Annotated in this window: 14 protein-coding genes; 9 read left to right on the top strand and 5 right to left on the bottom strand. The window is 58.2% G+C overall.

Going from position 1 to position 11,880, the window contains the following annotated elements:
- The first annotated feature begins 36 nt into the window (after nucleotides 1-36).
- Both J122_RS08640 and J122_RS08635 read left to right on the top strand, forming a co-directional pair.
- Nucleotides 37-492, top strand: coding sequence for an acyl-CoA thioesterase (locus tag J122_RS08640; protein ID WP_061331872.1), 456 nt, complete (start codon nucleotides 37-39; stop codon nucleotides 490-492).
- 6 nt (nucleotides 493-498) lie between these two features.
- Nucleotides 499-942 carry a gamma-glutamylcyclotransferase family protein gene (locus J122_RS08635; RefSeq protein ID WP_061331871.1) on the top strand — a complete coding sequence of 148 codons (444 nt, stop codon included), beginning with the start codon at nucleotides 499-501 and terminating at the stop codon, nucleotides 940-942.
- A gap of 3 nt (nucleotides 943-945) precedes the next feature.
- Here the strand turns inward: J122_RS08635 and J122_RS08630 are convergent, their stop codons facing one another.
- From J122_RS08630 to J122_RS08620, 3 genes are read right to left on the bottom strand one after another with little or no spacing between them, the layout of a single operon-like run.
- Entirely contained in the window at nucleotides 946-1,290 is a 345-nt protein-coding gene (locus J122_RS08630) for a YdbL family protein (protein WP_061331870.1), read from the bottom strand.
- A gap of 40 nt (nucleotides 1,291-1,330) precedes the next feature.
- Nucleotides 1,331-1,510 (bottom strand): YnbE family lipoprotein, encoded by a 180-nt coding sequence (locus J122_RS08625; protein ID WP_058092783.1) that lies wholly within the window; start codon nucleotides 1,508-1,510, stop codon nucleotides 1,331-1,333.
- A gap of 32 nt (nucleotides 1,511-1,542) precedes the next feature.
- A complete protein-coding gene (locus J122_RS08620; RefSeq protein WP_061331869.1) occupies nucleotides 1,543-3,051 on the bottom strand; it encodes a YdbH domain-containing protein in 1,509 nt (502 codons plus the stop codon).
- A gap of 97 nt (nucleotides 3,052-3,148) precedes the next feature.
- On the opposite strand from J122_RS08620, the gene J122_RS08615 reads away from it, so the two are divergent.
- Both J122_RS08615 and J122_RS08610 read left to right on the top strand, forming a co-directional pair.
- Nucleotides 3,149-4,006: a PA4780 family RIO1-like protein kinase gene (locus tag J122_RS08615; protein WP_061331921.1), complete on the top strand. Its 858-nt coding sequence runs from the start codon at nucleotides 3,149-3,151 to the stop codon at nucleotides 4,004-4,006.
- A gap of 128 nt (nucleotides 4,007-4,134) precedes the next feature.
- Nucleotides 4,135-4,863, top strand: a complete 729-nt coding sequence (locus J122_RS08610; protein WP_061331868.1) for a DUF3581 family protein — start codon at nucleotides 4,135-4,137, stop codon at nucleotides 4,861-4,863.
- Here the strand turns inward: J122_RS08610 and J122_RS08605 are convergent.
- A complete protein-coding gene (locus tag J122_RS08605; protein ID WP_061331867.1) occupies nucleotides 4,860-5,714 on the bottom strand; it encodes a putative RNA methyltransferase in 855 nt (284 codons plus the stop codon). The two genes, J122_RS08610 and J122_RS08605, sit on opposite strands and share 4 nt — an antisense overlap.
- Before the next feature lie 228 nt (nucleotides 5,715-5,942).
- Here J122_RS08605 and dusA point away from each other — a divergent pair, with 228 nt between their 5' ends.
- The 5 genes from dusA to J122_RS08580 all read left to right on the top strand — a co-directional run bounded on the left by dusA (nucleotide 5,943) and on the right by J122_RS08580 (nucleotide 10,455).
- Nucleotides 5,943-6,971 carry a tRNA dihydrouridine(20/20a) synthase DusA gene (dusA, locus tag J122_RS08600; RefSeq protein WP_061331866.1) on the top strand — a complete coding sequence of 343 codons (1,029 nt, stop codon included), beginning with the start codon at nucleotides 5,943-5,945 and terminating at the stop codon, nucleotides 6,969-6,971.
- Between the two features lie 119 nt (nucleotides 6,972-7,090).
- Nucleotides 7,091-8,059 carry a transaldolase gene (tal, locus tag J122_RS08595; protein WP_061331865.1) on the top strand — a complete coding sequence of 323 codons (969 nt, stop codon included), beginning with the start codon at nucleotides 7,091-7,093 and terminating at the stop codon, nucleotides 8,057-8,059.
- Nucleotides 8,060-8,092: 33 nt separating this feature from the next.
- Nucleotides 8,093-8,542, top strand: coding sequence for a TerB family tellurite resistance protein (locus tag J122_RS08590; protein WP_061331864.1), 450 nt, complete (start codon nucleotides 8,093-8,095; stop codon nucleotides 8,540-8,542).
- A gap of 15 nt (nucleotides 8,543-8,557) precedes the next feature.
- Complete coding sequence (locus J122_RS08585) at nucleotides 8,558-9,685, top strand: 3-deoxy-7-phosphoheptulonate synthase (protein ID WP_061331863.1); 1,128 nt, start codon at nucleotides 8,558-8,560, stop codon at nucleotides 9,683-9,685.
- The gene (locus tag J122_RS08580) at nucleotides 9,682-10,455 is read left to right on the top strand and encodes a glycerophosphodiester phosphodiesterase (protein WP_061331862.1); all 774 of its coding nucleotides are present in this window, start codon (nucleotides 9,682-9,684) and stop codon (nucleotides 10,453-10,455) included. Before J122_RS08585 ends, J122_RS08580 begins: the two co-directional genes overlap by 4 nt.
- A 28-nt stretch (nucleotides 10,456-10,483) precedes the next feature.
- Here J122_RS08580 and sthA read toward each other — a convergent pair whose 3' ends face one another.
- Nucleotides 10,484-11,875 carry a Si-specific NAD(P)(+) transhydrogenase gene (gene sthA / locus J122_RS08575; protein ID WP_061331861.1) on the bottom strand — a complete coding sequence of 464 codons (1,392 nt, stop codon included), beginning with the start codon at nucleotides 11,873-11,875 and terminating at the stop codon, nucleotides 10,484-10,486.
- Nucleotides 11,876-11,880: the final 5 nt, after the last annotated feature.

Raw genomic sequence — 11,880 nt, 5'->3', positions numbered from 1 at the left:
CGGGGCTTATAAATATCCCGATCGGACCAAAGGCCAATGACTGACGAGAATAATCCTTTCCGTTTTCGCTTCCGGGTGCGCTATGGCGAATGCGACGCCCAGGGTGTGGTGTTCAATGCCCGCTATGCAGATTTCGTGGATATTGCTGTGAATGAGTATATCCGCACGCTGTTTGGTGATTACCAGCACCTGCTTGATCAGGACCTGGACATCCAGGTAGTCAGCATGACCGTTAACTGGAAAGCACCAGCGAAGTTTGACGATGTGCTGGAAGCCCGCATCAAGGCCGGGCGGCTGGGGAATACGTCTTTCACGCTGCACCTGGAATTCTTCCGGCACGGTGACGGGCAGTTTATCGCCGATGCAGACATAACCTACGTGCTTATCCAGCCTTCAAAGATGGCCAAGGCCGTCATTCCAGGCAGCCTGAGAGACAAGCTGGAAACCGGTGCGCCCGGGGTGCTGATCAGCCATGCCGGAGAGACTGTGTAGTAATTTATGAGAAAATCGATCAAACGCTCCCTGGCGCTGATTCTGACACTGCTGATGGTGGGCATTGCCTATCTCTGGCTGACCTTTGTCAGCAGCTTTGGCTATAACCCAACGGCGGAGCTGCCTGCCATCGACGAGGACGAAACCTATTCGGTGTTTGTGTACGGCACCCTCACCCGGCCCTGGGTGCGTTGGCTGGTGACGGGGCGTGCCGGCAGCAGCGAACTGGCAATACTCCCGGGTTTTCGCAAGGAAAAACTGGATATAAAGCCGGACGCTGATGCCAGCGTAGCCGGAGAGGTGATTGAAGTGAGCGCTAGTGAATTGCGGGCATTGGACAGGTATGAGCGGCTAGGTGTGCGCTACGAAAGGGTGGAGTTAACACTGCAGGATGGCCGATCAGCCTGGGTGTACAGGCTGATGGAGCCACTGATCCTTGAGCTGGAGTAAGCGTTATTTCTTCACCCACTGGCCATTGACCTGAACGAACTGCCCGGCCGGTGTTTTCTCGATAGCTTTCTTGCCAGCCACAGTTTCCACCTGGGTAACCGGTATGTCGTGCCGCTCGGCAATGCGGGCATATTCATCCCGGCGCGCGTTGTTGATGGCCTGCACCACCGCAGGCGCATCGCCTTCTGCGCGCACCACTTCCAGGTATCCGGTCGGCGTTTCGCCCACCAGGCCCTGCTGTTTGACGGTTTCCAGTTTCTGCTTGGCCTCTTCCAGGCTCATGGCGAGCGCCGGCAGTGCCATGCCGATGGCCAGAAGGAAGGCGCCCAGTTGCATCAGTCGTTTCATCTTCAACCCCTTGATCTGCCCTTGTTCAGGCCGCTGTTGTTCAGAACAGGCCTTTATCACTGAACAGTTCATCCACTTCCCTGTCCACTTTAACGTAGATCTCGTGCTGGATTTTAACGTTCAGGTTCACGGTAATCGGCTCTTTCGGTGCCGCCATCTGTACGGTTGGCGTGCAGGCAATGAATGCCAAAGGCAGGACCGATATCATCAGAACTCTCATCGCCAGCGGCCTGCGTGACCGCCACACATTGATCATGGTTTTGCCTCCTGCCCGGACTGTTGCAGCCGCTCCCGAACGCGTTCGGTAACCGCTTCGTTCACCCTGCCGCTCAGCTGTAGGCTGGTTAACAGCGCAGGAATGTCTTCTTCAAGATTGATGTTCAGCACCACCGGCTGGCCGCCGCGAACGCCCGGGCTTTGTCCTTCCAGCCGCAGGCCTAACATCAGCTTTCCATTCTTATCGTAGTCTATCGTGCTATCCAGCACCGAATAGTGAAAGTTTTGCAAAGCTTGCACCACCAGGTCCACGGCCTGGCTACCGCCCAACATGGCCTGAAGGCGCTCGCCCGGTAACCGCAAGCGGCCGCCCGGAACAATAGCCGCCATGGTGCCTTGCTCAACCTCTACCGATGTGCCGGAGATTATCAGCGGTATCCGGCCGTTTAGCCTGCCGGTGCCCTCAAAGCCTTCGGCCGGGTAAACTTCTAGCAGCCGTTCAAGCGATAACTCGTAGACGTCCAACGGGACGTTAACGGGATGATTGGCCAGATCGAAGGATTGCGGTGCGACTCTCAGGCGGCCATTGAGAAATTCGGCTGTGGCCTGCTGAATCTCTAACTGGCCAGTGAGCGGCTCGGCGGCCGGCGCCCGATAATCCGCCAGCAACCGCACCGGACCTATGCCAATACCGGAGTTGATCTGGGCAATGGTGATGTCGCGCAGGCGGGCAGCCAGTGTTTCGTCTTCAAGGCTGAACAACAAGCGGCCACTCATATCGGAAAACGCGGTTCGATCGAAGACCCCATTCACGCCCGCCAGATTCAGCCGGGCATCTAGTGCGAGGGGGGCATCCGGTTCCTGCCGAAAGCTGGCGGCCGCCTCAAGCTGACCATGGTTTAACGTGAGCAACGGGGGCCACTGGGCGAGTGTATCAGCGATTGCCGTGCCGGCTTGTTCAGCGGCCATGGCCATAGCTACCCGGCCAGCCATGAACTCCCCAGTCCGGTTTCTCAACACCACCTCCGCCAACAGGCCGGAATCTGATCGCAGCTGGCCCTCAAGGCTGAGATCAGACACAGCGCCACTCACCCGCCCGTCGAACCGCCAACCCTGGGGTTTCAGGCTGGGGTGTTGCAAGTTTTCAATCTCAATGGTGACCTGGCCAGCCACCGCAGTGCGGTCCACAAGGGCTTCGACGCCACCGAGGTTGATGGTGACGGTTACATCGGTCAGATCCAGCTGCACGTTATTTAAGAAAACCGAAGAATCTCCGGCGTTCTGTGCAAGGGTGGCGGCCGTCAGCCTTGAACCGGGTTTAAAACGGACGATAACCGCCTGGTTGTCTGCCTCAACCGAGTTAACCACCTCAGCCCGGATGCCGGTCACGCGCCAATCCGTAGTCTCGATATCCGGCAGGGCAATGCCCATTCGCCCCTGCTGCAGCAAGAATGACCAGTCCAGCGCGGAAGCTGACGGCAGCCACAGCAAGCAGGCCAACAGGATGATCAGCGATCGCCATGGAAATCGTCCGCGCGGGATCAATACAACACTCCTTTGCTCACAATCAGGTAGTATGTGCCGATAAACGCTGGCCATGACCATACAGAGCCAGCAAGCTGAACCGGGCACAGAAACTTATATGAAGATACCAAAACGATTACAACCCCTCGTTGATGAAGGCATGGTGGATGAGGTGTTGTACCAATTGATGAGCGGCAAGGAAGCCCAGGTGTTTGTGGTGCGCTGCGGCGACCAGGTGCGTTGCGCCAAGGTATACAAAGAGGCCCAGAAGCGCAGTTTCAAACAGGCCGTTCAGTACCAGGAAGGCCGTAAGGTACGGAACAGCCGTCGCGCACGGGCCATGAGCAAGAAAACCCGCTATGGCCAGAAAGAGCAGGAAGACGCTTGGCTGAACGCCGAAGTAGACGCCCTCTACCGCCTGGCGGACGCCGGCGTTCGCGTGCCAGAACCTTTCGGTTTTGTTGACGGCGTGCTGCTGATGGAAATGATTGCCGACAGTGAAGGCAAGGCCGCGCCCCGGCTGGACGACGTTACACTCACCCCCGAACAGGCCCGCAGTTACCACAGCAAGGTGATTGCCGACGTCGTGCGCATGCTCAGTGCCGGCCTGATTCACGGCGACCTGTCCGAATTCAATGTTCTGGTTGATGCCACCGGTCCGGTCATTATCGACCTGCCCCAGGCGGTTAATGCAGCTGGCAATAACAGCGCGGAGCGCATGCTCGAGAGGGATGTAGACAACATGCGCCGCTATTTCGGCCGCTTTGCCCCGGAACTGCTGAATACCGATTATGGCAAGGAGATCTGGGCGCTTTATGAAGCCGGCGACCTGCACCCCGACAGCCAGCTGACTGGCTGCTTTGAGCACGACACCGAAAGCGCGAACGTGGATGAGCTGCTCGATGTAATTGAAGCCGCCAAGGAAGAAGAATGGGAACGCCAGGAACGCCTGCGGGATGCAGAAGACGAAGACTGACGTTGCCACCGGGCATTGTACGAAAGCCGGAGGGCCCTGCGGCGTTTAATCGTTTAGAATGGCAGGATCAATCTGCGGACCGACAAACATCTCGCTCCCTCATCTCTGCGATCCGTAAAAGGTACACCATGCTTTCAGAACGTTTTTATACCGTCCAGGACGGACGCATTGTTATTACTGCGCCCCAGGCCAGCCATTTTGCCAAAGAGATTGCCGGAGACTTCAACCCTATCCACGATCCGGACGCCCGCCGTTTCTGCGTGCCCGGTGACCTGCTGTTTGCCATTGTGGTCGGGCGCTTTGGGTTATCAGAGAACATGACATTCCGTTTCCGCAATCTGCTGGGGGCAGAAATTCCCCTGGAATTCCGGGAAACCGGCGATGACACCATCGAAGTCTGCGACGAAGCCGGCAAGGTCTACCTGGAAGTGAGCCGCAGCGGTGCGGTAATCCGGGACGAGCAAGTGATTGATGACTTCACCCGCGCCTACGTGGCGGCCTCTGGCAAGAATTTCCCCCACACGCTCAAACCGCTGATGGAATCCCACGGGGTCATGTTCAACCCCGACCGCCCGATGGTGATGTATGAAAGCATGAGCGTGGCGATCAATAAACAGGACAATCTTCAGCCAGACCTGGAACTGAACAAGGCGGACCTGGAAGTGGCGGGCAAGCGCGGCAACGTAACCCTCTCTTACCACTTGATGTCTGATGGCTGCTCGGTTGGTGAAGTGTCCAAACGCCTGATGCTGGGCGGGCTCCGGGAATACTGCCCGGAGGCCATGGCTGGTATTATTGAGGAGTTTTACCGGCTCAAGGCCCGTGGTACCCGGCTGGGCATGGAAAACGCGGATTAATCGCCCTCAGCAACCCGCTCAAAGGTGTGCAGGCAAACATCTACCGTGAGTGACAGGGAGTTCAGGGCAGCCGCCCGCTCCCGGCCTTCCGCGTTTGCCCGGTAGAAATGGGGCGTCATCGCCAGAAGGTCTGCGATGGGCTCCGCCCCCGCCAGATGCAGTGAAAACCGAACATCTTCCGAAGCCACTCGGCGAAATCCTTCCGGGGCTGGCGTCACTTTCTTCGATTCGCTCCGGATTTCAGGATAGATAATTTCCCGCAGCTCCCGCAGGTGATCCTGCCCTGCGTCCACCTGAATCAACTTGCCGCCCGGTTTGAGAACACGGCCGAATTCCGGGTACACGGGAAAGCCAAACAGGCAGAGAATACGGTCCAGTGAGCCAGGTAGCACCGGCAGATTCGCATTACTGCCCACCACCCAGCTCGGCCGTTTGTCTTCACGGGCCGCCGCCAGTACCGCCCATTTCGAGATATCCAGGCCCAATAGCGCCAGGGAGCGCTCGTCGCCCGCCGCCCAGGCCAGTTGCCGCAGGTAATAGCCTTCACCACAACCGGCATCCAGGCAACTCAGTGTGGTGCTGGCCGGCGCATCGTCCAGCGTTGCCCGCGACACCGCCTCGGCAATCGGCTGGTAATACCCTGCCTCAAGAAACCGCTGGCGTGCCGCCACCATCACCTTACTGTCACCAGGGTCCAGCGAACGTTTCTTCTGCACCGGCAACAGATGCACATAACCCTGCCGCGCCACATCAAAATTATGGCCACTGGCACACCGCCACGAACCCGACTCCCGCTGCAAGGCAGCGCCGTCCAGGGGGCAGGCTAAGGCGTCAAAGGCTGTGATGGTCATTCAATATCCTGTTGTCCGGTTCATCCACCGCGGATTATACATGCCGGGGTCAGACCCCAAGACATTTCGCCCGGGTAAATGTACTGGGGTCAGACCCCGGTACATTTTGTTACATTCGGGGATGGCACTGGGAGCCCCCTCGCAGCCTGCTTATTAGGGGTATTCCTGATAAACTAGGACGCTTGGATTTTCGTATGATCTGCGCCATTGCCGTTTACAGGTAGCTCTATGTCTTTTGTTCCATCGCCGATTCCATTTGCCGCCGACTCCGGCCCTTCCCGCCGCTTCTGTGTGGCCCCGATGATGGACTGGACAACACCTCATTTTCGCTACCTGGCGCGAGTTCTGAGCCGCCGGGCGTTGCTGTATACCGAGATGGTGACCACCGGGGCGTTGATTCATGGGGATACCGAGCGGTTTCTACGCCATGATCCATCCGAATACCCGCTGGCGCTGCAGCTTGGTGGCAGCCATGCCGGTGAGTTGGCTCATTGCGCAAAGCTGGCGCAGCAGTTTGGCTTTGATGAAGTGAACCTGAACGTCGGCTGCCCCAGTGATCGGGTGCAGAACAACATGATCGGCGCCTGCCTGATGGGCCATCCGGATAAGGTGGCGGAAGGTGTGGCAGCGATGATTGCGGCCACGGATTTGCCGGTTACGGTCAAGCACCGTATTGGCATCAACGGCCGCGAATCCTGGGATGAGCTGTGCGAGTTTATCGAAACCGTTGCTGCAGCCGGCTGCAAGACGTTCATCGTGCACGCCCGCATTGCCATTCTGGAGGGCCTGAGCCCGAAGGAAAATCGCGATATCCCACCGCTAAAGTACGATTGGGTGTACCGTCTGAAACAGGCCTACCCTCACCTTGAAATCATCATCAACGGCGGCATCAAAACTTTTGAGGATTGCCATGAGCACCTGGCCCACACCGACGGCGTGATGCTGGGCCGCGAGGCCTACCACAATCCCTGGCTACTGGCCGACGTGGATACCGAATTCTTTGGTGAGCCGGCACCTGTCACCAGCCGTCATGATGCCCTGCGCGCCATGTTTCCGTTCATCCAGCAGGAACTGGACCGGGGGGTGTACCTCACCCACATGACCCGCCATATCATGGGCCTGTTCCTGGGCCAGCCAGGAGGGCGACAGTTCCGCCGGCATCTGAGCGAGAACGCCAACAAGCCGGGTTCCGGCCTGGAAGTGGTGGAGCAGGCTCTGGCCAAAGTCAGGGAACCGGAACTCATTACGGAAAGTTGATCATCCCCATACCTTTTGTTGTCTTGTTCCTGTCGTAAGCTGCCGTTATTGTAGGGGTTACAAAGGTATTCTGGAGCTGGATACCGCCATAACACCGCACAACCGGGACGACAGGACGAATGAACAGCAAGCTGGACCAACTGAAGACCATGACCACCGTGGTGGCCGACACCGGCGACCTTGATGCCATTGCCCAATGGCGGCCACAAGATGCCACCACCAACCCCTCACTGCTGCTGAAAGCCGCAGCATCGGAAGCCTACCGCCCGATGCTGGACAAGGCCGTCGCCTTCGCCAGCCAGCGTGGGGGCTCTGGCGCCGAACAACTGACCATCGCCACTGACATGCTGGCGGTGCTGGCCGGTAAAGAAATCCTGAACCTCATTCCCGGCGTCGTCTCCACAGAAGTAGACGCCCGCCTGTCGTTTGACACCGCCGCCACCCTGGAACGCGCACGCCGGTTGATCGACTACTATGACCGCCAGGGCGTAGACACCAGCCGGGTGCTGATCAAGATTGCCTCTACCTGGGAAGGCATCCGCGCCGCTGAGCAGCTGGAAAAAGAAGGCATCCACTGTAACCTTACCCTGCTGTTCTCCTTTGTACAGGCTGCCGCCTGCGCCGAAGCCGGTGCCTATCTGATATCGCCGTTTGTAGGGCGCATTCTGGACTGGCACCTGGCCAGCACTGGCCGCGACAGCTACCCGGCGGCGGAAGACCCGGGCGTGCAATCGGTCACACGCATCTATAATTACTACAAGGCCAATGGCTTCAATACCGTGGTGATGGGGGCGAGCTTCCGTAATACTGGCGAGATTGAAATGCTCGCCGGCTGCGATCGCCTGACCATCAGCCCTGCCCTGTTGCAGGAGCTGAAAGACGATCAAGGCGAATTGCCCCAGCGACTGAACGCGGGCAGCGCAAGCACCGCCGACAAACCACACCACGTGGACGAGAAGCGGTTCCGCTGGGAATCCAACGAGGATGCCATGGCCACCGAGAAACTGGCTGATGGCATTCGCCGGTTTGCCGCAGACCAGATTGAACTGGAAAGCCGGGTGCGACAGTTAGCGACCGAGGCTGCCTGATCAACACCCCAACCTGTAGCCAAGGGGCGCTGTATGATTGATCGCCTGAAAAAACTGTTTGCAGTGCCGGAATCCGAGCCTGTGCAAACCGACGCCCACCAACTGGCTGTGGCGGCCACAGCCCTGATGGTGCAGCTTGCCCGTGTCGACAATCACGAGGACGAGCGCGAGCTGAAGATTATTGTCGATTGCGCCGTTCAGGCCCATCAGGTTACCCGGGAAGAAGCGGAAGAGATTCTTGCCGACGCCCTGGCACACGCAGAGGATTCCACGTCGTTGTATGAGTTCACCGGACAGATCAACGACCACTTTGACCAGCCCCAGAAACAGGCCCTGCTGGAGAGTATCTGGCGGGTAGCCCTGGCAGACGGCCGTATCGACAAATACGAAGAACACCTTATTCGCCGGATTGCGGACTTGCTGCATCTTAATCATCGGGAATTCATGCAGGCCAGGCACAGGGCGGAAGACGCCGCCGGTTAACCCCAAGGAGATTTCATGTTAGCCATTCTTCACCCCAACACAGAACTGGACAGCGAAGCCTACAGCCAGACCATGCACTACCTGGAAAACCTGCCTGGCGTCAGTGTTCGGGTACATGAGGTTCAGGGTGCCAGCCAGCGGCTGACGGAGATTTATCTGCTGGGCGACACCAAAACACTGAACAAGGAAGAGATTGAAGCGCTACCTGCCGTGGAGCGCGCCATCCGAATCTCTGATGACTACCGCATTCTGGGCCGCCACAAAGACGATCACCGCCAGAGCGGTTTCACCTACAACGGCGTCGAGTTCAGCCAGAACAACCTGAACATCTTTGCCGGGCTATGTGCGGTAGACGTGCCCGAGCACGTTGAGCAGATGATGCAGGCGCTTGAGGACAATGGCGAGGTCTGCACCCGCATGGGCGCCTACAAACCCCGCACCAACCCATACTCGTTCCAGGGGCACGGCAAGGGCTGCCTGCCCTGGGTCTTCGAGAAAGCCGGCAAGCATGGCATCAAGGTTATTGCCATGGAGATTACTCACGAAAGCCATATCGAAGAAATCGACACCTGCCTGGAGAAACTGGGCCGGCCCACCGGTGTGATGCTGCAGATTGGCACCCGGAATACCCAGAACTTCGAGCTACTCAAAGCCATAGGCCGGCAGAAAACCTACCCGGCACTGCTCAAGCGCGGTTTTGGTATTACCCTGAACGAGTCGCTGAACGCCGCGGAGTACCTGGCCAGTGAGGGCAACGCCAACGTGATTTTCTGCCTGAGGGGCATGAAAACCGAGGCCGGCCAGCCGCACCGAAATATGGTGGATTTCGCCCACGTACCAGCGGTAAAGCGCCTGACTCGCATGCCGGTGTGTGTAGACCCGTCCCACTCCGTGGGCAGCCGGGACCGCTCACCGGATGGTATTCTGGACGTGATGCACGCCACCGCCCAGGGCGTGATCGCCGGCGCCAACATGGTGCTGGTAGACTTCCACCCGAAGCCGGAGAAAGCTCTGGTTGACGGCCCCCAGGCCCTGCTGATGAAAGAGTTGCCGGCGTACCTGGAAGATATTCGCCTGTGCCACGACACCTGGAAGAAACGCCAGGCTATTTACCAGACTCTCAAGGATAGTACTGCAGAATGATCGTTTATGGTCACCGCGGGGCCAAAGGTGAGGCTCCAGAAAATACCATGCCCGGTTTTATCCATGCCTATCGGCATGGTATCCGGCACTTCGAGCTGGACCTGGTGCTGTCAAAAGACGGCGTGCCGGTGCTGGTGCACGACCTGACAGTAGATCGCACTACCGGGCAGAAGGGCAATGTCGGCCATTACACGGCCGCCGAGCTGGCCGACATGGACGCTCGGCGCAACACCAGCGCCTGGCCCCGCAAAGCGGGCATTCCGACTCTCGAAAACCTGCTCGACCAGTTCGACGATCTGGAGCACCTGCAGCTGGAAGTGAAGAAGGACAACCGGGCCCGCCTGAACATACTTTGCAACCGCCTGACAGAAGTTATCCAGCGCCGGAACCTTTACCAGACCGCCGCCGTTACCTCATCCGATCCCTGGTTCCTCAGGGAACTGAGACGCCGTGACAAGAACCTCCGGATTGGCCTTGTGGCTGAGCGAAAGTTCCCGAAGCCGCTGAACCTGGCTACCCGCCTGGGCTGTGAGTATTTCTGTGTGAACTGGAAGATTCTGAATGCCGACATGGTTGCCCAGGCCCACAAGCGTAATATGCATGTGTCCACCTGGACGGTGAACCGCATTCACGACATGCTGAAGCTGGAAGAGATGGGCGTAGACAGCATTATTACCGACTACCCGACAAGCACACGGATGTTCTTCGACAACCGCGCCAGAGCCGTTCTGAGCTTGCCAGCAAAGGAAGGAATGCCCGAGCCGGCATAATACCGGCGCCGGTACGGAACTGACCGGATCAGAAGATCCGGTTCAGGCCGTTCAATGCCGCCACCCGGTAGGCTTCCGCCATGGTCGGGTAGTTGAAGGTGGTATTGATGAAGTAGTTCAGGGAGTTCGCCTCCCCTTTCTGGTTCATGATCGCCTGGCCGATGTGCACAATCTCAGCCGCCTGGTCACCGAAGCAGTGAATACCCAGAATCTCCCGAGTCTCACGGTGGAACAGGATCTTCAGCATGCCCACCGCTTCACCCGTGATCTGTGCCCGCGCCAGGTCCTTGAAGAAAGCCTGACCAACATCGTATGGCACTTTGGCTTCTGTCAGCTCCCGCTCGGTTTTACCGACGGAGCTGATTTCAGGAATTGTGTAGATACCCGTGGGCACATCATCCACGTATCGGAAATACTCGTCCTGGGTGATATCTGACGAAGCCGCACGGCCCTGGTCATAGGCTGCACTGGCCAGGCTCGGCCAGCCAATCACATCGCCCGCCGCGTAGATGTGGTCCACCTCGGTACGGTAGTGGTCATCCACTGCCAACTGGCCGCGGCCATTGGGCACCAGGCCCACATTCTCCAACCCAAGGTTTTCCGTGTTGCCACTTCGCCCGTTGCACCAGAGGAAGGCATCGGCGCGAATTTTCTTACCAGACTGCAGGGAAAGCACCACACCGTGGTCGTCGCCCTTCACCGATTCGTACTGCTCGTTATGGCGAACCAGCACACCGTTGTTGCGAAGGTGGTAGCTGAGCGCATCGGAGATTTCGTCGTCCAGGAATGACAACAGGCGACTGCCCGGGTTGATCAGGTCAACCTTTACACCCAGCCCGGCAAAAATGGAGGCGTACTCGGAACCGATAACGCCGGCGCCATAGATAATCAGGGTGCGCGGGGTGTGGGACAGGTTCAGGATGGAGTCAGAGTTGTAAATCCGGTGATGGCGGAAATCCACATCGGGCGGCAGATACGGACGGGAGCCAGTAGCAATAATGGCCTGTTTGAAGTGGATAGTCTCAACCGACTTGTTCCCACGAATTTCCAACCGATGGGTGTCTACAAACGATGCACGACCGTTAATCAGGTCTACCCGGTTACGGGAATAGAACTGGGTGCGCAGCTTTACCTGCTTGCCGATGACCTTCTGCGCATTCTGCAACACCCTCGGGAAGGAAAACCAGCGCGGCTCGCCGATATCCCGGAACATCTGATTGGTGTTGAAGGTGATGATCTGCTTCACCGAGTGACGCAGCGCCTTGGATGGAATGGTGCCCCAGTGCGTGCAGTTACCGCCCACCGTCGGTTTGTCTTCAATGATGGCGACTCGCTTGTTGTGCTTGGCCGCGTTCATTGCCGCCCCTTCACCGGAAGGGCCGGCGCCAATAACGACGACGTCGTAGTGATGCTCTGCCATGTGCG

Origin of the sequence: Marinobacter excellens LAMA 842, from assembly GCF_001574445.1 — a bacterium.
In the GTDB taxonomy this organism is placed as follows: domain Bacteria; phylum Pseudomonadota; class Gammaproteobacteria; order Pseudomonadales; family Oleiphilaceae; genus Marinobacter; species Marinobacter shengliensis.
Note: the sequence above shows the minus strand (reverse complement) of the source record. Positions and strands in the feature narration are given on the sequence as shown.